17 protein-coding genes are annotated in these 24941 nt (G+C 37.7%); 6 read left to right on the top strand and 11 right to left on the bottom strand.

Annotated features, from left to right (window positions below; translation table 11 throughout):
- Nucleotides 1-335 precede the first annotated feature (335 nt).
- From GQR44_RS05250 to GQR44_RS05235, 4 genes are all read right to left on the bottom strand, one after another.
- Entirely contained in the window at nt 336-767 is a 432-nt protein-coding gene (locus GQR44_RS05250; RefSeq protein WP_240923563.1) for an ATP-binding protein, read from the bottom strand.
- A 252-nt stretch (nt 768-1019) separates the two neighbouring features.
- Nucleotides 1020-2687, bottom strand: a complete 1668-nt coding sequence (locus GQR44_RS05245; protein WP_166369964.1) for a methyl-accepting chemotaxis protein — start codon at nt 2685-2687, stop codon at nt 1020-1022.
- A 252-nt stretch (nt 2688-2939) separates the two neighbouring features.
- A complete protein-coding gene (pbpC, locus tag GQR44_RS05240; protein WP_166369962.1) occupies nt 2940-5291 on the bottom strand; it encodes a penicillin-binding protein 1C in 2352 nt (783 codons plus the stop codon).
- Nucleotides 5292-5388: 97 nt separating this feature from the next.
- On the bottom strand, nt 5389-10428 hold the full coding sequence (locus GQR44_RS05235; RefSeq protein WP_166369960.1) for an alpha-2-macroglobulin: 5040 nt from the start codon (nt 10426-10428) through the stop codon (nt 5389-5391).
- A gap of 482 nt (nt 10429-10910) precedes the next feature.
- On the opposite strand from GQR44_RS05235, the gene GQR44_RS05230 reads away from it, so the two are divergent.
- Complete coding sequence (locus GQR44_RS05230; protein WP_166369958.1) at nt 10911-11918, top strand: zinc-binding alcohol dehydrogenase family protein; 1008 nt, start codon at nt 10911-10913, stop codon at nt 11916-11918.
- Between the two features lie 200 nt (nt 11919-12118).
- Here GQR44_RS05230 and GQR44_RS05225 read toward each other — a convergent pair whose 3' ends face one another.
- From GQR44_RS05225 to GQR44_RS05210, 4 genes are all read right to left on the bottom strand, one after another.
- Nucleotides 12119-13066 (bottom strand): LysR family transcriptional regulator, encoded by a 948-nt coding sequence (locus tag GQR44_RS05225; protein WP_166369956.1) that lies wholly within the window; start codon nt 13064-13066, stop codon nt 12119-12121.
- A 314-nt stretch (nt 13067-13380) separates the two neighbouring features.
- The gene (locus GQR44_RS05220; RefSeq protein WP_166369954.1) at nt 13381-14688 is read right to left on the bottom strand and encodes a TRAP transporter large permease; all 1308 of its coding nucleotides are present in this window, start codon (nt 14686-14688) and stop codon (nt 13381-13383) included.
- Nucleotides 14689-14708: 20 nt separating this feature from the next.
- On the bottom strand, nt 14709-15188 hold the full coding sequence (locus GQR44_RS05215; RefSeq protein ID WP_166369952.1) for a TRAP transporter small permease: 480 nt from the start codon (nt 15186-15188) through the stop codon (nt 14709-14711).
- 68 nt (nt 15189-15256) lie between these two features.
- Nucleotides 15257-16213 carry a TRAP transporter substrate-binding protein gene (locus GQR44_RS05210; RefSeq protein WP_166369950.1) on the bottom strand — a complete coding sequence of 319 codons (957 nt, stop codon included), beginning with the start codon at nt 16211-16213 and terminating at the stop codon, nt 15257-15259.
- A 968-nt stretch (nt 16214-17181) separates the two neighbouring features.
- Between GQR44_RS05210 and GQR44_RS05205 the strand changes: the two genes are divergently transcribed.
- From GQR44_RS05205 to GQR44_RS05190, 4 genes are all read left to right on the top strand, one after another.
- Entirely contained in the window at nt 17182-17496 is a 315-nt protein-coding gene (locus GQR44_RS05205; protein ID WP_166369948.1) for a DUF883 domain-containing protein, read from the top strand.
- 41 nt (nt 17497-17537) lie between these two features.
- On the top strand, nt 17538-17957 hold the full coding sequence (locus GQR44_RS05200) for a hypothetical protein (protein ID WP_166369946.1): 420 nt from the start codon (nt 17538-17540) through the stop codon (nt 17955-17957).
- Nucleotides 17958-17969: 12 nt separating this feature from the next.
- Nucleotides 17970-18215, top strand: coding sequence for a hypothetical protein (locus tag GQR44_RS05195; protein ID WP_166369944.1), 246 nt, complete (start codon nt 17970-17972; stop codon nt 18213-18215).
- A gap of 494 nt (nt 18216-18709) precedes the next feature.
- On the top strand, nt 18710-20290 hold the full coding sequence (locus GQR44_RS05190; RefSeq protein WP_166369942.1) for a BCCT family transporter: 1581 nt from the start codon (nt 18710-18712) through the stop codon (nt 20288-20290).
- A 264-nt stretch (nt 20291-20554) separates the two neighbouring features.
- On the opposite strand, the gene GQR44_RS05185 is transcribed toward GQR44_RS05190, so the two are convergent.
- Together GQR44_RS05185 and GQR44_RS05180 are read right to left on the bottom strand one after the other, a co-directional pair.
- The gene (locus tag GQR44_RS05185; RefSeq protein WP_166369940.1) at nt 20555-22180 is read right to left on the bottom strand and encodes a methyl-accepting chemotaxis protein; all 1626 of its coding nucleotides are present in this window, start codon (nt 22178-22180) and stop codon (nt 20555-20557) included.
- A gap of 279 nt (nt 22181-22459) precedes the next feature.
- Nucleotides 22460-23038, bottom strand: coding sequence for a phosphoribosyltransferase family protein (locus GQR44_RS05180; RefSeq protein WP_166369938.1), 579 nt, complete (start codon nt 23036-23038; stop codon nt 22460-22462).
- 119 nt (nt 23039-23157) lie between these two features.
- Here GQR44_RS05180 and GQR44_RS05175 point away from each other — a divergent pair, with 119 nt between their 5' ends.
- Complete coding sequence (locus GQR44_RS05175; protein ID WP_166369936.1) at nt 23158-23751, top strand: phosphoribosyltransferase family protein; 594 nt, start codon at nt 23158-23160, stop codon at nt 23749-23751.
- A 212-nt stretch (nt 23752-23963) separates the two neighbouring features.
- On the opposite strand, the gene GQR44_RS05170 is transcribed toward GQR44_RS05175, so the two are convergent.
- Nucleotides 23964-24920, bottom strand: a complete 957-nt coding sequence (locus GQR44_RS05170; protein WP_166369934.1) for a sensor domain-containing diguanylate cyclase — start codon at nt 24918-24920, stop codon at nt 23964-23966.
- Between the last annotated feature and the right edge of the window lie 21 nt (nt 24921-24941).

The following is a 24941-nucleotide window of genomic DNA, read 5'->3' as shown; positions in this document are numbered from 1 at the left end:
TCTTACCATCGAACTAAAAATAGATCTGTTTACTTTATTCAATCTGAAAAAGTCAATTAATCGGCAATCTTTTACTTTCAACGTGGTGAACCAGTAATAAAGAAGAACAGCTCTTAGCTGCAAAATTAAAAAAGAAACAGATACCTTCAGTATTATCTATAAAGTAAAAACTGTGAAGTGGGTGATAGAAGCCGCGTGAGGAATGACACTATATTTGTGTTTTTATACACTATATTTGTATTTTCATACAATAAATTGTGACATATTTTTGCTATTTAAAAATATTTAACGACTAAAAATATTGTGACAGCACGGTGAATTGAAGTTACAGGTACTTATGCTTGCCACCTCTTTTGCATTTTTTTAATTGTTTCAGCAGGAACATCATGAATGCTGTTGAACTTTCCTGTGCATACTTTAATTTGTAAGGTTGCATTATACTGTTTGGCTAATTGTCTATAAGCCTTCATCTCCCATTGCTCCACAAAGGTATTAGCGACCACCACATTGTGCTGCAACTTTAAAAAATGCTGACACTGTTGTTGGCACCAATCATGAGCTTGTTTGAGTAAAGCAGGTTGAAATAGATAGCGACCACTGTCATTAACAAAAAACATATCTGCTTCTAAGTGCTGCGTTGTATATTGCGCTTCTTTAACTATTTTTTTAGCTAAAGTACTTTTTCCACTTCCCGGTAAACCTCGAATAAGTGTCAGGGGTAATGAAGGGTTAGATAAAGGTGTAGATGAAGGCATAGTTAAAGGCATAGATGACTCTTTTTATGTGTTTTTATTCCTGCAATCATAACAAAGAAGTAACACTACATTACAAAACAGCAAAAAAGAGTTAGTGTAGTATCAGAACCCGTTATTTTATAAAACTTAATTCCTGATACCTATGTAAACTTAGCTCATGATATCTATAGAAGATTAGATTCAAATAATAAAGCAATAACCATGTTAATTAACAATATGACGCAAACGAGCATATGAATAATATACTCGTTGCTCGTCATCAAGTTACTTTATTTTAAATTGGCCCACTAATTGATTTAGTTTGTTACCTTCAATTAATACACCGCGCGAAATTTTTTCAGCTTCACTGCTACCTTCAGTTAATGAATTCACAATACTTTGGATTTGATAAACATTACGAGTGATCTCTTCCGTCACAGAACTTTGTTCCGTTGCCGCAGTAGCAATTTGAGTACTCATATCATTGATAGAGGTAATACCAGAAGTCACCGAATGTAAACTATCTGAAATAGCACGCGATGAATCCACAGAACGTACACTTCGCTCTTGACTCAGTGACATCGCTTTGGCAGAAAGCTCTACTAAACGATGTAATTCACCAAGCATTTCATTGATTTCAAGGGTACTCTTTTGTGTACGGCTTGCTAGGCTTCTTACTTCATCTGCCACCACAGCAAAACCGCGCCCATGCTCTCCTGCTCGCGCAGCTTCAATGGCTGCATTCAATGCCAATAGATTAGTTTGATCTGCAATCGCACCAATCACACTCAACACCTTATTAATTTCTTGCGATTGTTCCGTTAAAGCATTCATACTGCTTGCGGCACCATTAATTTCCTCTACTAAAGCAGAGACTTCTGTTAATGACGTTTCAACACAACTTTGGGCGTGATTAACATCTTCTGAAACTGCGCGGGTTGCTTCCGCTACTTGATTAGTATTGCTTGCAACTTCATTAGCCGTTGATGACATCTCAGTCACAGCAGATACAACTTGCTCTGTTTCATTGTTATGATCTTTTAATTGTGTCGCAATACCGCGGCTTTGTTGATCCATATCACGTCCCGCTTGATTGATGCCAATCGTCGCTTCACTGATATCAGTAATGATATTTTTCAATTTATCAACAAACAGATTAAAAGAACGGCCTAATTGTGCAATTTCATCGTTTCCATTAATTTCAAGGCGTCGAGTTAAGTCTCCTTCGCCTTTAGCAATATCATTTAAGTTATCAGCCATACGTTGAATCGGTCTTACCATTTTAACTGCAGCGATATAGATGATAATGGCAGTAACAATGATTAAGGCGATCGAAATCATGAAAGTAAACATTACTTTCTCAGATAATGCTTTCTCAGCTTTATTGGAATAGTTAGCGATTACTTTTTCAATATCATCAACATAAGCACCAGTCCCTATCATCCAATTACTATTGGGGATCATCGTTGCATAACCAATTTTCTCGATTTGCTCAGAAGAACCTGGTTTTTGGAAATAAAATGAATAGATGCCATCGCCCTTTTGAGCTGCATTTAATAAACCAACAATTAATTTATTGCCTTTTGTATCTTTTAAATCAATAAAATTTTTGCCTTGCATTTCAGGTTTTACTGCATGGAAAATACTAGTGCCTTTGGTATCATAAATATAAAAATATCCCGCACTACCAAATCGAATATCACGTAGTGCGGCATCAATATCACCACTACTAGGTAGAGATTTTTGATAAGCAATAATGCCTAACGCAATTTCAGTAACTTCTCTTAGTTCTTGCTTACGCTCTTTCATCAAGGATTGACGAAATTCAGTAACATCTCGCTCAAGTCCTTCTTTTTCTACAGAGTAAGAGATAGAAGAAAGTGAAACAATAATGATCACTAATGGCAATAGGGTTAGTAATAACAGCTTTTGAAGAAGATTTAATTTATTCATACTCAGTCCTGCTCCTCCTTTTAAGGAAGTGAAAATAATGCATAGGGGGTAAACATTTGCGCTGAGTATAAGCAATTTGCATATTTTTGCTTACTTATAATGTAAAAAAATAATCAATTAAACCCCATTTTAGAGTTAGATCTAACTTACTTTGCTTAACCGTATGATTACAAGGCAATTTATGGTTTTTATTAAGGCAGTTAGGTTTTGTCTAGGTAGTTATTTTTACAAAATAAACTACTTAGACAAAACCTAGAATGATATTAAATCATCTTTCATAGTAAAAGTGATTCGTCCCGTTACGCCGTGTTGATCAATGGCAACAAGCTCCGCTTTTCCTTGTAATTGAGGTAATAATTTTAAAGTGAATGCACCGGCTTGTGAGGCCAACCATCGCCCATTTAAATACCAGCTAACTTTCCCCGAAGCACCCGCAGCGTACAAAGTTTGTTGAATTAACTCTTGCTGCTGTCTATATATTTGTTGTTGATTTAATAAACCAACAATAGTAAGTGCATCAGCTTGTTTGGGGATCACTAAACAATGAGGAGAATAGATGGGAATACGATGTCCTCTTTTTTCATTAACGGCAAGCCAAGGTTCTAGCTGTCGAGGCCATACACTAACTTTTTTATGCTTTGCCACTAACGATCCACAATGACCCGATAAACGCAGCCCGCTATCGGCATCAATCATAATGTTTTCTATCACCTGATGAAAAGCTAATCCCGATTCTATTTGTAGCGTTCTCGGTGTGACCCCACCTTTAGTAAGTGCAACAAAACGGCGATCACAGCTACCTTCACTTAAATGGCTCGCTCTGCCATCGGGCCAACAAATTTCTTTTTCCTGTACGTTAAATGGCCGCTCAGGCATTGCTGAAACAGATTGAAGATCCGCTTGTTTTGCATTATTTAACATGCTCAACACAGAAAATAATGCCGGCGCTGCGGTGGTTACGCCTAGTGCACCTTTTAATGGCTCTCCACTGGGTTTCCCAACCCACACACCAATACTATATTGTTCAGTGCTACCAATTGCCCATGCATCCCGGCTAGACCAACTTGTACCAGTTTTCCAAGCAAGTACTGGACGTACTTGTTGTGAAACACCCCAACTAAATTGTGCAGGAGGAGTTAATCCGGTTAAGGTTTTCCAAGTGATCCAAGCTGCTTCATCACTAACTAATCTACGTCCTTTAACTGCATTATTTTTGCTATTTTTAGGCTTTTCATTAGTTTCGGGCTTTTTAAAAATAAGTGGTTTAACCCAACCTTGATTAGCAAAACTACTGTGTAAAGTCACAAGACTTTGTAATGAAATCCCCGCACCTCCTAATATAACGGACGCATTAGCTTGACCATTGGGAATACGTAATGGATACAATACATGTGCAAGTTTATTCACAAACTTTTGTTCTCCATAGGCTTCAATCAATTGCACAAAAGGAATGTTCAAAGAGCGTTGCAATGCATCCGTTACAGTCACTGGGCCATCAAACCCATTAGCAAAGTTACCGGGTTGATAGCGAGAATTTAAACGAGGCACATCGGCTAATAAGGATTGTGAATGAATAAGGTTATCATCAATCGCTAAAGCGAATAATAATGGTTTTAAAGTTGATCCAGGAGAGCGAATAGCTTGAATCATATCAACGTGGCCAGCGCGACTTGCATCTAACATCGAGGCAGATCCTACATAACTGACTACATGTTGTGTTTGATTATCAACCACCAGCACAGCCATCGAAACACCTGCCCCCTGTAACATCGCATATTCTTGAACGTAACTACTAATTTGCAGTTGTAAATCACGTTTAATATAAGTATTGATAACGGCTTTATTGGGGTTTTCTTGATGTAATCGCCTTGCTAACAGCGGTGCGACAAAAGGTTGCTCAGGTTTCCATACCACCACAGGTTCTTGTTTTACTTGTTTTCCTTTTTGTGGACTCCAATCGCCCTGCTTGACTAGTCGATCAATGACTTTATTTCTTGCTTGAGTGGCACGTTGAGGATAACGATCTGGTCGATATCGCGAGGGAGCTTGTGGTAAAACCGCTAATAAAACAGCTTCAGCAGGCCGCAACGCCGAGGCAGGCTTTCGAAAATATTGATAACTTGCAGCTTGCACACCTTCTAAAGTGCCACCAAATGGAGCGTAATTAATGTAAATATTTAATATTTCTTGTTTGCTCAAATACCATTCTAATTGTAAAGCGCGTAATACTTGCTGTAGTTTTCCCAATAAAGTACGCGGGTGAGGGTGTAATATTCGTGCAACTTGCATTGTGATAGTTGAACCACCAGAAACAATACGTTGATGGATTAAATATTGCCATGCTGCTCTTAAAAAACTAATCGGATTAACACCAGGATGCTGATAAAAATAACGATCTTCATAGGCAATTAAGGCTAGTAAATACTCATCGGAAACATCTTCTATATCGACTTTATAACGCCACACTCCTTGCAGATCCGCAAAGGCACGTAACGGGTAACCTTGATCATCTAATACCACGCTAGCGAAATCCTGTTGCTGATCAGACAATAGTAATGGATAACAACGATTAGCAATCCATAAACTACACAGCACTAAAATCATGAATAAAAAGCACCATGCTAAACAAAGCCATGGCCATTTTAATAAGCCTTGATAGGTTTTCTTTGTCACTACACTAGTAAACCGCTGAAACACAAGCTTAATCAAGTGCTTTCACGTCAATATGCTTAATGCTTCCACCAACACCGTATACAGAAGGTTGATACATAGATTCAACACGTACCGCGGGCACCACATATTTGCCGGGATTTACTGCGCGTGACAACACGTATAACGTTTGAATCTGTTGCGCACGCAAATCCAGTGCAGCCACATAACGATCATCTCTATATTCTTGATGTACAATGTTGGCAGTCACTTCCACCTGATCACCTTCAATCATAAGATCTGACAATTTTAAACTGTTGTTTAATTGTTGGTTTTCTAACTCCACCCCAGCCGGCATCAAATTAACCAGTAATGCATCTGCCACTCTTTGTTCGCTGCGCACTGTAATGCGTGTTAATAATAATTGCCCTGATTGTAAAGTACTATTATCAGGCAGCTCTATTGCACTGTTTTTATCCACTAAGAAATGTTGTGTAGTCACTTTAATACCATGGTCAAGGTCATAATCAGGCTGTTTTTTTACGCCAGACCAATCGAAGGAAGCATATACAGCTCTAGTGCCTGTATTTTTAAAACTCGCTTGAATCCCTTTGTTTTGATTATTATCGGTTGTAATATTCTGATGATATTCACCGCTTGTTTGTAGCGCTATATTGTTATCATTAATGAGCAGATCACCCTGCCATTTGTGTGCTGTATATTGTTTTTTCATGGTCATTGCCAAGGACAAAATAGCACTACGTTCTTGAGTGCTTAACCACTGTTTTTGCTGCATGTTTAATGCTAAATCAGGTACCATCTTTAATGCTATTTGTTGTAATGACGCGTTTACTGAAGCTGAGGTTAATATTGCATTAATAGCCATCGCTTGATCGCGCAATTCACTACCATAATCTCCGAGGTAATCTTGTCCACGTTGTTGCGTTAATGCTTGTTTAATTAAAGCATTCCCCTCTTGTTCACTACCGGCCATTAACATCGCTAAACCAAGGTGAACACCAGGTAATTTACCGATTGCCGCTGGCATATCTTTTTCAGCAATATCACGTAATGGCCCAAGGGTAATACTATTTTGTTTTGCTAACACATAAGCTGCATAGGCACGATAAGCGGCATCATAATGCTGCGGGTTAGTAGACCAAGTGTTAACACGATGGCGACTACGAGAGCTTAAATAACTTTGCAAACGTTGTGTGGCTTTATCCAACATATCCGCTGGCACCGTCACTCCATTTGCTTGCAAATCATAAAGAAAGTCGGTGGCGTAAACAGTTAACCAGTGCTGCTCTGGTGAATGATTACTCCATAAACCAAAGCTACCATCAGCGCGTTGCAATTGACTGTATCGTTGAATTGCATCTTGCACTTTTTGTTGTGCCATCTGTGTATCAACAGCTTCTATATTGCTCACTGGACTGTGCAATGCTGTCACAAATGGACGTGATTTACTGGTGGTTTGCTCTAGGCAGGTATAAGGATAATCCGCAAGATATTGCCAGTGTGCCTGTGCATCTAAATGTGGGTTTAATGCCACTGACAATTGTAATTTTTTACTACTATCAGTAAAGGCAGAGAGCGGATCGTTTGGCAATGTCATTTGCTCATTAGGCATTAACAATGCTTTCTCTGAGTGGTATTCACTGGCTTGTGTTGGGCGAACAGGTAATGTCCAGTGACGCTTAATAACAACCTTCCCTAAGGCCATGCTGGCATTGATTTCACCCTTCCCTATTGCTTGTTCAGCATCTAAAGAGAAATACAACGTCTGCTTTTTATGAGGCAATAAAGTGATATTTTTAACCTGTTTCTGCGCTAATAAATTGCCACCGACACTGAAGGTGAACTCGCCTTGTAGAGGTTTATCTGTGCTATTACTTAAATCTACCGCAATCTGACTATTATCACCCTGCGCCATAAATTTTGGCATCGCCACTTGCATCACCACAGGTGAAGCAACCTTGACGGTTTTTTCTGCTTTAGAAAATTGTGCTTTATTGAATACAATCGCGGTCAAATTTAGTTGTCCATCAAAGGCAGGTAATTGTAGAGGGATCTCGGCGATACCTTGTTTAACCGATACTAACCCGCTGAATAGACTTACAATTTGTACTTCACTTTGTGCTTGTTCGCCACCACGTGTTAATGCGGCATCGCCTCCCCAACGTATGTTTGCCGAGTCTCCTAATAAGGGAGTCATCACTTGATCGTAAACATCGCTTATGCCGCCTTGATAAGCTCGCTGGCTATAAAAGAAATGATGAGGGTCTTCTACCTGATACCCACTCACGCTCAATACACCTGCATCAACGGCGGATAAAGTGACTTTGGCATCTCCGGTTACAGGATTGCCCTGTGCATCTTTTACAAGTACTTTGGCCGTTACTTGCTGATTTGGTATCCAACTTAATGCAGTATCAATTTCAACATTTAATTGACGATCACTTCGATTCAAAGGCAAAGGAATAATACCAAAACTACGCTTAGTGATGGATTTGGATGCATTGTCAGCTGCTGAGACAACAAAAGCAGAAATGTACAAATCATGCCTAGCAAGATTTTTCGGTACGCTTAAGGATAACGTAGACTCACCTTTGTCTATTTCCACTAACTGTTGCCATAATACTTGGTCGGATTCGATTGTTACCAATGCACTACCCGATGTAGGCGAACCAATACGTAATATTAAGTTTTCTCCTGGTAAATAAGCGGCTTTATCTAACGCCAAATTGACGCGGTCAGGTCGGATCGTCGCACTATTATTTTGCCAATCGTTATACCAATCCTGTCCAGCGCGAAAATGATAAACAGTTCGCGCTTGCGTTGTTAAGTCAGTAAGTTGTAATCGGTAATCACCCCATTCAACTTGTTGTGATAAGTTCAGTGGTGTTGAGTCGACAAAGCTAAGTATACGGTCATCAACAACATACTCTTTTTCTATACGTTGATAGTGCCAGCCATTATTATCGTTATAGCTCCAAAAATAACGTTTTTCTTCACGTATCAATTCCGCTTTCACATTACCGGAGGTAAGGGGTTTCCCCGCTTTATTCAATTTTAATAGACTGAAATTTATACCACTATTACTTGCAGATTGGTCATTATCAAAGCCTGGTTTTACCGCAATAAAGCTGGCTTTAGGCCATAATAAATTATCATAATAACGGTTAATTGCACGTCCACCCGTTTCAAAAAGACTGTAATGCAGGCGCACTTTAACGGGTACATTCCAATCACTCCAATCTTTATCCACTTTCGTAACAACTTGCCCAGTTTCATCTAACTGAGCATCTGCCAATTCGAAATTTTCATTCCGAGCACCGTTAATATCCCCCACGTAATAATCAGGCCATTGTTTAAATGGATAAGTCCAAGCTGACACACTGACCTTAGTTTGTAATTTATTACCTGCGGCGGCCGCGCCATACAAATATTCTCCCAACACATTAACGGTTAGCTTTTGTGTGGCATTGAAACTATTTAGTTTAGTGGGGTTTAATGCTTCTTCGCCGTTAAAACTTAAGCGCATACGATCCGGTAAAAAATCTTCAACTTTAAAATGAAAACGCGCACTATATTGACTGTTACCTTTAGCATTAACTTTAGCTTGCCAATTACCCATTGGACCAGATTTAGGCAGATCAAGTTGATATTGATAGTAACCATTTTTTTTATCCGTTGCTTTCAACCAAATTGATTTGTAAGTGCTTCCATCAGGTTTAAACACAGTCACGCTTAATTCAGATGGTAGTACTTGCCCATCCGCATTACGCTGTAGCATATTCAACCTTAAGGTTTCACCCGGACGATAAATATCTCGCTCAGAATAAACAAATATTTGACTATCACTGTGCGTTGGGCCAGCTACATTGTAATCTGAAAGGTCAAAACGTGGATGTTGGTAAGGTAATACAGTTACTTGCTGGTCATTACGCGCCACAATTAATGCTAAACGGTCACTATTATTAATGCTGACTTTACCCGATGAATCGGTGGTTAATGAAGAAAATCGTGTTGATTTATTATCTAAAAAATCTATCTGTACATTCGAAAGTAATTTTCCGGTTTTAATATCTTGGGCAATCACATAGGTTTTTGTCGGGAATTGACGTATTTGTAAACCGATTGCAGACACCGAAAACCAAGTAGCTGCATCGAATTCAAAGCCCCCGGGTTTACCGATAGTGGCAAAATAAACGCCGCTTTCATTGGCCCATTTTTTATCAGCAATGGCAAATTTTGTAACATGGCGTTGATTGGCTTTACCTGCAGTTTCAATGCGAGCCGTATAGATATGTTCAACCATTTCCTCACGGTTTGCATTTTGGTAATGATAGGCGCCGCTATTAGCAATATAATCGAAGTCACCAATAAAACGGCTAAGTTTATCGGCTTTAACGCGATAAATATTAAGGTTCGCAGCTTCAACATTGACAGAATAAATACCTAAATTTTCAGAGTGTCCCGGTACTAATATTGCGCCCGCTTGCATTTTAAAACTAACAACTGGCTGCATTGCTCTTGTGGTGACGGAATATTGTGAAGCTTTATTAAGAGAGCTGTCATTTTCAGCCATTAATCCAGCAATCACATTAATTGTATAATCAGTTTGCGGTTGAATACCAAAAAATTGTAACTTTTTCCCGTCTTTGCTCAATACGGGAGTGGCTAATTTAGGGGAAGTTTCAACAAAACGGTCAAAGTTTTGTTCTGCTTGTAAGGGACTATTAAACAATAATTCGATGGCATTGCTATTGCCCACTTCACGCTCGGAGACATCCAGTAACCTTAACGCTACTGATACTGCGGTCGATTTGGGATTCGGTGCGACATTGACAGCGCCAGCTTGTTGCGCAACTAATTTATCAACCGGTAATTGTTCGGCAGATAATTGTTCGGCATTCGAGGATTCAGCAATCGATTGTTCAGAAATCGATGCTTCAGAAACCAATGACTCAGAAACCGGTGATTCAGAAATCGATGGCTCAGCAACTAATGGTTGATCGGTATTTTCCTGACACCCTAATAATAACAAACAACATAAGCTGACATTTAATACTTTATTAAACCACATGAGGACTCTCCAATTACTGTTAACTATGAGCTGTTAACTATCAGCTATAAACAATGAGTTGTTAGCTATCAGTTATTATAAAAATGACATTAAGTTTATCTTAAAAATTCTATCATAAACTATTTTGTTAACGAAAAAGTGTCCATTCAGTGATCAATCATGTTCAAAAAGTGGCAACGTACAGCGAAGTCACTATTGATGCACAATAATAAATAATAGTAAGCCCTTATTGCAGGCTCTCTGGTCCAGATATTTAAATAAAAATCATTTAATTCAATCATTTCATCATCAATTTAAGTCTTAATCTGAATTCAATTAATAAATTTTATTCATAGATAGTCTTTAATTGTGGGGTATTTATTCCATAATAATTGGAACTTTCTTCTCTGTGCAACAGCAGTAGAACCCTTCAAAATGTCCCCATTAACGTAACTAGCAGCGTAACTAACAAGCGTAACTCATTAAACTGAAGAGGATTGAAAATGAAAGCAATTGGATACCAACAAAATTTACCCGTAGAAAATGAACTATCTCTGCAAGATATAGAATTAGAGATGCCTATTGCACAGGGACAGGATATTTTGGTTGAAGTTAAAGCTGTTTCGGTAAACCCTGCTGACTTTAAAATTCGTCAGACGGCCCCTGCTCCTGAAGGTGAATACAAAGTATTAGGCTATGACGCTACAGGTGTTGTTAAATCAGTGGGCGAAAACGTAACCTTATTTAAGCCTGGTGACAAGGTTTGGTATGCTGGTGATGTAACTCGCTCAGGTAGTAACGCACAATATCATCTTGTTGATGAACGTATTGTTGGTGGTTTGCCAACTACATTATCTTACGGTGAGGCAGCGGCATTACCATTAACCAGCATCACGGCATGGGAATTGTTATTCGATCGCCTTAACGTGGCAAAAGATGATGCATCTAAAAGTATTCTAGTCATTGGTGCTGCCGGCGGCGTGGGTTCAATCATGGTGCAACTATTAAAACAACTAACAAAACTTGAAATTATTGCAACAGCATCACGTGCAGAAACTATTTCTTGGTTAGAAGATTTAGGTGCTGATACCATTATTAATCACCGTAATCCGTTAAGTGAAGAGTTTGCAGCAAAAGGCTTAGCAAATGTGGATTATGTTGTTAGCTTAAATAATACAGAGCAGCATTTAGTTGAGATTGAAAAAGTCATTAAACCTCAAGGCAAGTTTGGTTTAATTGATGATCCAGCAACATTAGATATCGTACCTTTTAAAACTAAAGCGGTTTCAGTTCACTGGGAGTTAATGTTCACACGTTCAATCTTCAAAACAGATGATATGCAAAAGCAGCATGAAATTTTAAATAACGTGGCGAATATGATTGATAAAGGGCAAATTAAAACCACAGTGGGTCAAAATTTAGGTCCAATTAATGCTGCTAATTTACGTAAAGCACATCAGTTCCTTGAGACGCAAACTGCAAAAGGTAAAGTTGTTTTAGAAGGTTTTTAAGAACCATTGTTTTTAAGAACCATCACTTTAACCTTACTTTTTAGTAATAAAGCTCATGTAATGAGCTTTATTACTAAACCCTGTAAATAATTTATTGTCTGAGCTATATTTTGGGTGTCATTGCAGTCAAAAACTGACTATTAATCTTAAATATTTACTCTGGATAATCGAAGCGAAACCATCACTATCCAGTGCTAATTTTATTTATAAAGCTGTTTGTAATTAGGGATATGTTCAACCCAGAAAGCAGGCTCACCGATATAATTTTGCACCGTTTTAATAAACTCACTGACCAGTAACGTTTGTTTACGATGTGGATATAGAGCATAAATGGCGGTATCCATATTTGATAGTTTATAATCAGTTAACAACGCAACTAACCCCATCTCTTTAATAGGTTTTTCTAAATTAAAAAGATCAATCAAAGTATAACCTAGTCCAGCTTGCACCGCCTCCATCATAGCGCGAACATCGCTCACTTTGTAATTGCCGCGCATTTTAAATGTTTTCTGTATATCGCTATGCGCTTGTTCACTTATTTTAATTTGATCCAAGCTCACATCGCCATTGCCATAGATAACCGCGGGTAAAGCGATTAGCTGTTCAGGTGTTTGTGGTAGACCATGGTGAGAAATAAAATCTTCAGATGCAACTAACGCAAAATGTGTATTAGCAATTTTTTTAGCAATTAAACTGGAATCATCCAATTTGCCAATTCTAAAGGCTAAATCAAAGTGATCTGCAATAATATCGCTGCGTTTATCATCTAACATCAATGTTATTTTTACATCAGGGTATTGCTGCATAAACTGGTTAATCGCAGGTTGGATGTATTGTTGCCCAAAAAACATACCCGAAGTAATACGTAACATACCTTTCGGTTCAACCTGATAGGAATCAGCAATACTTTTCATATCATCCAGCGTATCCATCATAATATGGGCTTGATGCAGGATCTCTTCTCCGGCGGAAGTCAAAGAAAATGAACGTGTTGAGCGATTCAGTAGCTGCACACCTAGCTCAGTTTCTAGTTTTTTAATTTGTTTCGATAATGAGGAGTTGTCCATATCATGAATAGCCGCAGCTTTAGCAAAAGAGCCCTGTTGCACCACATCGATAAATAGCATTAACTGATTAGTAATTGACAATTGAAACTCCCTACAAACGATTACGGATAACTTTAAAAGTTATAAAGGTAATATCTTACCATTCACAGTGTGACTCACACCATAAGCGATCAAAGTATTGCGGGAAAATAATAACCAGAGTAAATCGGAAGACACAAAATATTGGATACGACCAGGCGGGAGTTAACTTATTAGGCTTTTAGCTTAATACCAAAATCAGTCCACCGAAAGGTTTTCTGATTTTGGCCGTTTGAACAATAACAATGATATTAAAGCGCATTAATTCAGTAATGCGCTTAAGTGGTTAGCTTAAGAGATTCGATTAAGCATTTAAATTAAGAAATTAATCCAAAGAATCTTGGTAAGAATAAACTAATCTCAGGAATGAAAGTGATTAATAATAAGGTCACAATCAACACCGCACAAAATGGCATAATACTTCTTATTACATTTTCAATCTTAGACCCACTCACACTACAGCCCACAAACAATGCGGTGCCTACTGGTGGTGTTGCAATACCAATACATAGATTGAATATAAGCATCATTGCAAAGTGAATTGGATGCATACCCAGATGCTCTGCAATTGGCATAAATATAGGTGTAAAGATCAATACGGCAGGCGTAAGATCCATAAACATACCAACAATTAGCAAAATTAAATTCATTAGAATAAATATAATAATTGGATTATCAGAAATTGATAACATCCAATCGCTTATCATCGTCGGTAAACCTGTAAAAGCCATTGCCCATGACATAATGGTTGATGCACCAATCAAGAACAGCATAATACCGGTAATCAGTGTTGTTTCTTTACAAATTGTTGGAAAATGTGACCACTTAAGTGTTCGGTAACAGAGTGACAGGGTGAAAGAGTAAAGCACAGCTATACACGCGCCTTCTGTTGCAGTAAATACACCGCCAATAATCCCCCCAATAACAACAAAAATAAGCCCTAAACTTGGTGTTGCTTGCCAAATAATTCTTAATACATCTTTAGCTGTGAAGCCGTCATTAGCACTTGTTTTATAGCCTTTCTTTTTAGCGATAAAATAAGCCACAACCATACAACTTAATCCCATTAAAATACCAGGGACATAGCCTGCGATAAACAGTGCGGCAACGGATGTTCCACCCGATACAACTGAAAATACAATTAATGAATTACTTGGTGGAATCAGTAAGCCTGCAGGACAAGATGCAACATTGACTGCTGTTGCTAAGTTTTTGTCATAACCTTCTTTTTCTAGTTCTGGACCTAAGGTTTTACCAACCGCAGCAGCGGCAGCAACGGCAGAACCAGAAACGGCACCAAACATCATATTAGCAAATATATTTACGTGTAAAAGAGATCCTGGGATCCAACCAACCATTAGCTTTGCTAGGTTGATAAGTCGCCCCGCAATGCCACCTACATTCATAATATTCCCAGCGAGAATAAAGAAAGGGATAGCTAATAAACTGAAACTATCAATACCAGTAATAATTTTTTGGCCGGCTGTAATACTTGCTACATCAAAGGGTAAAATGAAGTACATGATGGTTAAAGATGACATGGCAATAGCAATCGCAATTGGCACGCTTATCGCAATCATGAATAAAAATAGGCCTAGTAGCCAAACACCAATGGACAAGTCCATAATATGAATCCTTTTAAAATTTATTTTTTGTGAGGTTTACAAAAAAGTTCAATCGTATTTAATGTCAAATAAATAAGAATAATAACGGCTGAAATAGGTAATATTGAATAAACGGTAGACATTGGTAGTTGCAACGCAGGTGATAGTTGTTGGCCGGTTCTTCCCATCAGTGCAATACCACCTTTAAACATTGCTAAAGAGACAAATGCAAAAGAGATCCCATTGATGAGTAATTGTAATGCTGTATGTGCTCTTCCTCTAAGATAGCCATCTAATAGCGTTATCGCTAAATGTCCTTTAACACCAAATAAATAACCAGCTCCTAATAATCCAAGCCACACCATCGTATAGCGAGCAAGTTCACCAGTCCAGCTGCTTGGGTCATTTAACACATAACGACTAAAGACTTGCCAGGTGACGGTTACTACTAGCAACATTAATGCAAAAGAAGAAATAAATAGAATCAACCTATCAAGTAGGTTTCTGAAAGATGTTAACATGTAGTTATACCTCGAAGGATTTTGCCCTAGCAAGGCCAGGGCAAAATTATATTTTTACTAATACTTATTTAAAGTGCTTCAATTTTATCAATGAAGTGCGCTAACTTAGGATCTTTTTTAGCTTCATCAATCATTGGTTTAACAGCTGCGCGGAAAGGGGCTTTATCAACTTCAATAAATGTTACGCCTTCTTTGATGCCTTTCGCTTTATTCATGTTATCCGTTGCGTCCCAGATTTTGATCTGTTCTTCAAGAGACTCTGCCGCTGCTTCTTTTAAGATTTTTTGCTCTGCTGCTGTTAATGAATTCCATTTGTTTTCTGAAATGATAATCACATCAGGGGTCATCATATGCTGATCCATAGAGTAAAATTTAGCAACTTCACTATGTTTCATTTCAACTAAGCTAGAAATATTATTTTCTGCACCGTCAATTACACCCTGTTGCAAAGCAGTGTAAACTTCATTGAATGGTACAGGTGTCGCTTTACCGCCTAATAAATTAACCATTTCCATCATAGTTGGAGACCCTGGTACACGTACTTTCATGCCGGCTAGATCTGCTGGAGAGTTAATTGGTTTTTTAGCGTAAAAGCTACGTGTACCTGAATCATAAAAAGTAAGACCAATGAAACCTTTACCTTCGCTTGAAACTAACATCTCTTTTGCTGCTTCACTTCTCATGAATTTTCTCATGTGTGGAACATCACGGAATAAGAAAGGTAGCGCATTAACTTTAAAAGTGGGTTCGAAAGATTCTGCTAAACCACCGTTGATTTTAGCCATATCGATAGCACCCGTTACCACTTGCTCCGCCTGATCACGTTCAGAACCAAGTTGTCCATTTGGGAAAATCTTAATAGTAAGGTCGCCATCAGACTTTTCTTTAACTTTCTCAGCCATGATAACCATACCTTGGTGAGCTGCACTTTCTAGAGACATAGCGTGCCCTAAGTTTAGTGTTTTAGCATATGCAGTTGGTGCAAGTAGCAATGTAGCTACTAAAGGTAATAAGATTTTTTTCATTATTTTCACTTCCTTATTAAAAATATTTATTTTTGTAATCATGGTTCATTAAATAAATGGGTAATGACTACAATGAGTGGTAAAAATTTTTGTAAAAACTGTGTCGTTATTAATCGTCTACCCTTGTATATTACAAACAACATTAAGTATTACAATAATAAAACATACGGGTATGATGCGGATCACGCTTAGTCCCTACAAACTTAGACCTTTATCACTATTAAATGATGTTCGCATAAATATCAAAGAATCCAATCAGATGACCAAAAACAAACAAAAAACAAAATAAATGAACAAAAACAACAACTTAAATTAAATTTAAAAACAAAAATCAAGTATTTAATACCTATCACTCGTGAGATAGTATTTTCAAATTTTAATGTAGCGACAATTAACTTATTTAAAACAATGATTAAAGTTGAAATAAAGCCAACACTTGTACTACAAATGGGGATATTAATAATTATTCAAAATTAAGTACTTCCCCCATTAACTCAATTTAGTACAAGCAGCGAATTTAAATGTAAACACGATAAGATTTATATGCTCTATTACTTCACACATTCACTGTCACATGAATCAAATGTAGAAAAAATATAGGTGACCTTATGTTTGAATAAGTAAAAGGTTTGAATAAGTAAAAGGATTTGAATGAATCAAAATATTCTAATAAATGCAAACATCTAAGCGAAAGTAACATTCAAACTAAGAGGTGAAGTAAACGTCATTAGAATCACTATTTGTTGTATTGTGAAAATATTACAACGAATGCCTGAAAAATTTACATGCCTGCTTTTAATGTTACTCGAATGAAAATAGTAAGCCATTGATAAGTAAACATTAAATAACTGGCCCATTAGTTGCAACTACCTTATTGAACACAATATGAAGTAATCAACATTACCGAGATTACATGAGATTACATAGTTCAATCATTGTCGATTTCAATAACTGAAGAGGAAAATAAAATGGCACAGTCAAAACAAGCAACGAAAGCTGATTTAAAAAATACCTTAAAAGAAGATCACCCAGTTACTGATAAGTTACAAGATACGTTACACGATTCTGTAGATACATTAGCTGATAAAGTAGGTACAGCTGAAGAATCATTACGTGAAACTGCGCACAGCAGTTCTGAAACACTAGCAAAGAAACAGGGTGAAATAGAAGATAAATGGAATAAGTCTGCGGTTAAAAAATACGCGACAGAAAACCCAATCGCTGCTGCTGGTATCGCATTCACTGTTGGTATGCTGGTCTCATCACTATTAAAAAGAAAGTAAAAAGTGAAACCGTCAAGTAAACAATCGAAGCGAAGGTTAGTATGGATATTTCAGAGCAAAAAGACTCATTTGAAAAGCAACCTGATAACGATTTAGAAGAACAGTCAGCATCATTTCAGAACACTTATGACAGTTTAGAAACGTTATTAGGCAGTAAAGTAGTCAAGCTAATTGCCGCCAAGAATTTAGTTGCCGCTGAGGCTAAGTTAAGCCTCAGCGCGATTCTACTCTCATTTGCTATTAGCATTGCATTAATAGTGATTACAGTCATGGTATGGGCACTACTTAATGTCGGTATTGGATTCATCATTTATTACTTAAGCTTATCCCTGAGCATGCCAATTATATTATTGCTAGTGATTAATATCGGATTAGGGTTTTGGTTATTTAAACAATTAAAAAGCATATGGCAGTTAGTTGGATTTAATGCAACGCTGGCGCAACTTGCACTGAAGTCATAGCAGGATAAAAATATGAAGTTTATTATTCAGAACGAGATAGATGCAGTACGTCTTACTGAGCAAGAATACACTAATGCCAGTCTCCTAGATAAGCAAGCCACACTTGATGCTAAAGCTAATATCGAGACATTATTAGCATCAAAAAAGGGGCTCATGGCTTCTTTTGGTGCAGGTTTTGCCAAAGGTATCGTTAGTCAACCAACCTCCTCTACTAAGTCTATATTACCCAGTTTAATAAAACTATTTATGAAGCTATAAAGTTTAGTGGCAACTTAACATTACTAATTGCCAATAAATAAAACTAGGCAGAACTAGGAAAAATTAAGCCAATGGCTAAAAATCAACTTCAACGTCCACTTAAACAACCAAAGCTTGTATGACTAGCTCGAACACTTTCAAACAACTTGCAGCTAATAAACAAAAAGATACAGTGAATAATCTAACCAAACTAGAACAGAATAACTATTGAATACCTTTACCTTAACAGCGCTAATTAACCACTGAATAATTATTTTTAGTCGTTTTATTTAACTGCAAAAAACTATGATCTAACAGTGAATAAAAGTTAGATATTTACTGATTACATTGTACTATCGCTATGCGGTAACCGTTTCACCCTCAAAGGTGCAACAAACATTAATTAAGCTAAGCTTAATCATCAATAATAACGATTAATGACGGTTAATAATTTTTAAGCGTTTTAATTTACTTTTTAATTAACAGATGTTTTAAAGGCATAAACGAATAATATTATGGATAATCAACAACAAAAATACAGTATCGAGACTACTGACTATCAGGTAGGTCAAGATAACTTACAAAAATGGGGGTTTGATATTCACAACCCTGTCTTTGGTACCAGTGCAGGACTTATTTGCCTATTCATTGCAATCACCTTACTAGTCGACCCAATCACAGCTAAAGAAGCATTAAATAGCGTCAAAAACGGTATTATGGAACAATTTGACGTGCTATTCATGTGGGCCACTAACTTCTTTCTTCTTTTCTCCTTAGTGTTAATGGTTTCGCCATTAGGAAAAATTCGCATCGGAGGTAAAGAGGCAAAAGCTGAATATTCGACACCATCATGGCTAGCGATGCTATTTGCAGCAGGAATGGGTATCGGTCTTCTTTTTTGGGGCGTAGCAGAACCAACAGCTTACTTTACAGATTGGTGGGGAACTCCCTTTAATGTAACCCCTTATACACCCGAAGCAAAAGCACTAGCAATGGGCGCAACTATTTTCCACTGGGGTATTCATGGTTGGGCTATCTATGCCATTGTGGCCTTATCATTAGCCTTTTTTGCTTATAATAAAGGGTTACCTTTATCAATTCGCTCTGTCTTCTTTCCTATATTCGGTGATAGAGCATGGGGATGGTTAGGGCACGTTGTTGATATCTTAGCGGTATTAGCAACACTGTTCGGTTTAGCGACTTCTTTAGGATTAGGTGCACAACAAGCAACCAGTGGTATTAATCATGTATTTGGTACCGACGGTGGCTTGGGCATGCAATTTATAGTGATTGCTTTTGTTACTTTTATTGCTATTTTATCGATCATTCGAGGTATTGAAGGCGGTGTAAAATTACTTAGTAATATCAATATGATTTTTGCATTTGCTCTACTTTTATTTGTGGCTTACGTAGGTTTTGACATTATCGTAGTCACCATTCCAGAGACCTTTATCGCTTATGCTGAAAATATTGTTGCATTGAGTAACCCTCATGGCCGTGATGATACAGTTTGGATGCAAGGGTGGACCGTCTTTTATTGGGCTTGGTGGATCTCTTGGTCACCATTTGTAGGTATGTTTATTGCTCGTATTTCTAAAGGCCGTACCGTTCGCCAATTCCTATTCTGCGTGATCTTTGTACCCACTTTTATGACCATTATTTGGATGGCTATCTTTGGTGGTATTGCAATTGATCAAGTTATTAATAAAGTAGGTGAGTTAGGCGCCAATGGCTTAACAGATATATCGTTAACGTTATTCCACGTATACGATGCATTACCTTATGGTGATGTCATCTCTGTGATTTCAATTGTTTTAATCCTGATATTCTTTGTTACATCTTCTGACTCAGGGTCATTAGTTATCGATAGTATTACTGCAGGCGGTAAAATTGACGCACCGGTTCCTCAACGTATTTTCTGGGCAACAATAGAAGGTGCTATTGCAGCTGTAATGCTGTGGATTGGTGGTAAAGAAGCACTACAAGCATTGCAATCAGGTGTAGTAACCACTGCACTGCCCTTTACTTTTGTACTGTTGATTATGTGCGTGAGTTTAATCAAAGGCTTAAATAGCGAACGATCTCTATACAAATAACGCACTGCTACAGGACTAATCTTAATAACTTTAGCCGGTAACAAATTAGAGATTAACGTAGCCGATATTAAGCGCTATCAGGGGAGACCTTGCTAGCGCTTTTTAGTAGATTCATCATGCATCTTCTATTATCTATTGCTCTCTTATCGCACGCTAACGATCAAAACCTATAAGATGGGTACGCTTGCGTTAGTTACTAAAAGCCCCGTCACTAAAACAGTGACAGGGCTTTGATTGGAGAATGATAGTATGAAAGTTAAGTGACTAAATAGTAAAGTAGTCAGTATCTTTTTTCAGGCTCTTGGCTAAATTCTCAAGCAGCTCAGCTTGGTTAACATTATTTTTCAATGTTTCACTCGTTTCTCGAGACATAACCGTTATCTCCTCCATTCCTTGTGCCACGTTATCAATGGTAGCAACCTGTTCATTGGTAGCGCCGACAACCTCTAATACCTTAACTAACGAATCATCAGCCTGGCGTTGAATATCATTCAATAATTCATTTGCTTGATGGGTCAGTGTTAACCCTTTTTCTACTTGCGGTACCGTTGTTTCCATTGCAGTAACAGAAGCTTGCGTATCACCCTGTACTTGATTAATCATGGTTTCAATTTCCCCCGTTGCCTCACCTGTTCTTAATGCCAGTTGGCGAACTTCATCGGCAACAACTGCAAACCCTCTACCTGTTTCACCAGCTCGGGCTGCCTCAATAGCTGCATTTAAAGCTAAAAGATTGGTTTGATCTGAAATACCACGAATAACATTAATAATTTCGCCAATTTCACGGGTTCTTTCTTGCAATACGTTAACTTGTGTCACTGTCGCTTTTACAGTATTAGAAATTTTTTCAATTTCAGTGGCAACATTTTGAACCGCTTCTCGACCTCGTTTTGATAACTCAACCGTAGCTTGAGAATTACTTTCAGTTTGTTTCACTGTATCAACAACATTGTGAATACTATGACTCATAGAATCGAGATCGTTTTTGGCATGATTAGTTTGCACAACCTGTTTATCAGCGGCATGCAGTGCTTGCAACGAGCCAGCGGTTACAGATATTGCACGTTCTGATAACTCAGCCGAAGAAGCCACAATACTATTCACAGTCGTTTTTAGTTGCTGTTGCATCAAACCAACCGATGCCAACATGCTATTTGGACAACATGAGTTTATCTGCCCCGTCAAATCACCCTTTGAAATTCTAGCCACAACTGTAGCCGCTTCCTGAGGATCGCCGCCCACTGACCGCCTAACTTGAAAACTAATGCGATAAGCAACCGCTAAACCTATTACCATCGCAATACTGGTTAATATAATCATCCAGCTCTGAAACGAACTCGCAACTTCACGAACTTCCTTAGTGGCCTGTTGGTTAACCTTTTCCTGATAATCAATAAATTCGTTGATAATACTCAGCCAGTCTACAAATGCACCTCTTGCTTGGTTAAGTAAGACATCATTCGCTAATACAATATTGCCACTTTGCTTAGCGCTTATCACTTGCTCTATCAAAGGCATAGTTTTCTGTTCAATTTGATTAATCGAGGTATAAATGCGTTTTTCTTCTGCGCTAACATCCGCAGACGACATTTGTGATTGCATTTCTGCAGCAGATTGTTGATAGAATTTATCTAGTTTTTGTATATTAGCAATATCGGTATTTAATTCACTTTCGTTTCTTGCAAACACAACATCTCGAATCGCAATCGCTCGGTCGTGAACACTGCCTCTAAAATTAATAGCATAACGCTGCTTAACCGAATTGACATCTGTCATTTCAGTGATCGTAGCATCAATAAAATTAACCCTATGTATACTGATAGCGGTTAACACTATCATCATCAAAATCACCACGCCAAAACCAATAATTAAACGTAAATTGATAGTCATAAAGTTCCACTCTGAAATAGTATAAGATTTTAAATTAGACACTTAGCCTAGTCTGCAATCTCCAATTATGCCACTTTATGTTAGTCGAATATCGACAATTAAAAATCCAATGGGAGTTTTGTTTATTATTTAGCCTTTATCATTGCAGATGCAATAATCAATCGGGGGGAGACGACCGGTTTCGCTATAGAAATAGCAGCTATATGTTTGATATAAAACCAGTGCTTAACGTAACACTGGTTTGTAGGATAGTTGTTTATGGAAAGGATTTTACCGAAACTACTTATCTTCAGCAGGTAGGAAATCTTTGATAATTTCATAGAGGCGCGGACGTTGTGCAGCAATTTCCTGTGCACATAAACCTTCAAGAGAATGCGGGTATTTTAACCAAGCATCGGTTTCATGAATATAATAATCTGGCACACGGTTGGTTAGATTACGTGATGGTTTGTAATACGGCACCGCCACTCTCACATCTTCAGGCATGTTAAGTCTGGTTTTTCTTTGTAACTCTTGAATTATCGCTTCAATAGAACGACCCGTGTCAAAAACATCATCTACCAATAATAATTTATCGTGATGTTGTAAGTTTTTAACTAAATAGTTCAAACCATGTACACGTACTTCCTTTTGCTGTTGGTCGATGGCAGCAGCATAAGAAGACGTTCTGATAGCAATATGATCCGATTGAGTTCCGTGTACGGCTAAGAACTCCTGCACCGCAATACCAATTGGCGCACCACCACGCCAGATAGCAACAATAAAAGTAGGTTTAAACTCACTGTCTAAAATTTTACGCGCTAAAGCATAAGAATCTTCTAATAGGGTTTGTGCGGTTAAATACTGTTTGTCTGACATGTTATTTCCCAGTAAAACATTTAAAGATAGTGCCACTAAAGATTGAATTAAAATCTTGTTTATGTTCTAATTTTTCGATTAATTATTTTGTAAATTTAACACATTAAGTTGGTAATTTCTTGGCTAAATACAGTGAAAAAATCTTTTTAGATGAAGACACGCTAATAGAAGAATCCTTTCAATTAGCAACCCAAATTATGGCAAGTGATTTTAAGCCAACCTTTATTGTTGGCTTATGGCGCGGTGGTAGTTCGGTAGGTATCTATGTGCAGGAGTGTTTGCAAACATTAGGTGTCAAAACTGACCATATCTCTATCCGTACTTCCTACGGTGGTTTTGATAGTTATCATGATCAAGATAGTGTAAACCAACCTATTCATGTACATGGTTTAACTTACTTAGTAAAACAGCTAAATGCTAATGATAAGTTACTGATTGTAGATGACATGTATCGCTCTGGTAAAAACGCTGATGCGGTAATCAACGAGCTTAAAGTTAGACTTAAGCGAAACATGCCCTCTGATGTCCGTATTGCAACCGTATGGAAAAAAGCATCATTACCGGAAAATATAGGCCCGGACTACTTTGTTAATCAGACCGATGATTGGGTTGTATTTCCCTATGAGTTACAAGGATTATCACTTGAAGAGATCAAAACTCATAAGTCATTTGCTTTTAACCACATAGACGCTAAATCATTTGTTAAAAGTTAATTTATGAAGCGTTAATAAACGAGCATTAATACTCAAACATTAAGAACTGCTTACGACTAAAGGACTAATATAATATTGGTCCTTTTTTATTTGTTGCTCATAAAATATTTAATTAAGAAGTGTTTAGTGAAAGTAGTTCGCAGTTAAAAACTTTAGCTTAAAACTTTCATATTACATAGAGTGTATTAGCTACGAATTCAAAGCACTAAGTTTTACCTTTTTGTACCTTTACAGACATACATTTGCTGATCTGCTTCTGATAATAATAGGTCTATGGAGCTATGTTTATTAGGATCAAACTCAACAAAACCCGTTGAAAACGAAACATTACAGCGCATTTCACTTTGTTGCAGGTAATCTGATAGCGACTGCTTAAAGTTAACCATTATTTTTTGTGCATCTCGCTGTGAAGCGTTGTTTAAAAGTAGCACAAACTCGTCCCCAGCAAGCCGAGCGACAATATCTGAATCACGAAATGAGCGGTTTAATAAAGCAGCAAATGAATGTAATATTTTGTCTCCAACTGCGTGCCCCAAGCTATCATTAATAACCTTAAAATCATCCAAATCTAAATAAACAAGTGTAGAAGTAAACCCGTTTCTCTCGCTTAGCGTTAAACTATTTTGAGCTAATGAGATAAAACCACGTCTATTTAATATTCCAGTTAGTTCATCATGAGTGGCCATTTGTAAAGCAGAAAGCTCATGTTCAACGGTCGCCGCTAAATCTTTTAATGCTGCAATATCTTGATCATCAAAGTCCCTTGTATGGTTGTCCGCAATACATAAAGTACCGAGTCGGTAGCCCCCTACTACTAAAGGGCATCCAGCATAAAACTCAACATTTGGCTCTTCAATAACTAATGGATTATCAACAAAACGATGATCGTTGCTTGCAGATGGAACAACTAAAACTTCACTATCGAGAATTGCATGTCCACAAAATGAAATATCACGCGACGCTTCAGTTGCCTCGATACCAATACTAGACTTAAACCACTGCCTATTTTCATCAACCAAAGTGACTAATGCAATGGGCACATTAAACATACGCTTAGCCATTCTCGTTAGCCTATCAAAACGTTCTTCAGCGGGAGTATCTAAGATCCGTAAGCTGTGAAGCACCTCAAGTCGATTTATTTCGTTAAATGGAATATCTGGCTGTTTCATTAAATAGTCCTAGTGATACTA

Origin of the sequence: Psychromonas sp. SA13A, assembly GCF_011378715.1 — a bacterium.
In the GTDB taxonomy this organism is placed as follows: Bacteria; Pseudomonadota; Gammaproteobacteria; order Enterobacterales; family Psychromonadaceae; genus Psychromonas.
This window is presented reverse-complemented; position numbering and strand designations above follow the sequence as displayed.

Coding starts and splice junctions, on each gene's coding strand:
- GQR44_RS05250 (WP_240923563.1), bottom strand. CDS start 767: ATGCCTTTAACTATGCCTTCATCTACACCTTTATCTAACCCTTCATTA.
- GQR44_RS05245 (WP_166369964.1), bottom strand. CDS start 2,687: ATGAATAAATTAAATCTTCTTCAAAAGCTGTTATTACTAACCCTATTG.
- pbpC (WP_166369962.1), bottom strand. CDS start 5,291: ATGATTTTAGTGCTGTGTAGTTTATGGATTGCTAATCGTTGTTATCCA.
- GQR44_RS05235 (WP_166369960.1), bottom strand. CDS start 10,428: ATGTGGTTTAATAAAGTATTAAATGTCAGCTTATGTTGTTTGTTATTA.
- GQR44_RS05230 (WP_166369958.1), top strand. CDS start 10,911: ATGAAAGCAATTGGATACCAACAAAATTTACCCGTAGAAAATGAACTA.
- GQR44_RS05220 (WP_166369954.1), bottom strand. CDS start 14,688: ATGGACTTGTCCATTGGTGTTTGGCTACTAGGCCTATTTTTATTCATG.
- GQR44_RS05215 (WP_166369952.1), bottom strand. CDS start 15,188: ATGTTAACATCTTTCAGAAACCTACTTGATAGGTTGATTCTATTTATT.
- GQR44_RS05210 (WP_166369950.1), bottom strand. CDS start 16,213: ATGAAAAAAATCTTATTACCTTTAGTAGCTACATTGCTACTTGCACCA.
- GQR44_RS05205 (WP_166369948.1), top strand. CDS start 17,182: ATGGCACAGTCAAAACAAGCAACGAAAGCTGATTTAAAAAATACCTTA.
- GQR44_RS05200 (WP_166369946.1), top strand. CDS start 17,538: ATGGATATTTCAGAGCAAAAAGACTCATTTGAAAAGCAACCTGATAAC.
- GQR44_RS05195 (WP_166369944.1), top strand. CDS start 17,970: ATGAAGTTTATTATTCAGAACGAGATAGATGCAGTACGTCTTACTGAG.
- GQR44_RS05190 (WP_166369942.1), top strand. CDS start 18,710: ATGGATAATCAACAACAAAAATACAGTATCGAGACTACTGACTATCAG.
- GQR44_RS05185 (WP_166369940.1), bottom strand. CDS start 22,180: ATGACTATCAATTTACGTTTAATTATTGGTTTTGGCGTGGTGATTTTG.
- GQR44_RS05180 (WP_166369938.1), bottom strand. CDS start 23,038: ATGTCAGACAAACAGTATTTAACCGCACAAACCCTATTAGAAGATTCT.
- GQR44_RS05170 (WP_166369934.1), bottom strand. CDS start 24,920: ATGAAACAGCCAGATATTCCATTTAACGAAATAAATCGACTTGAGGTG.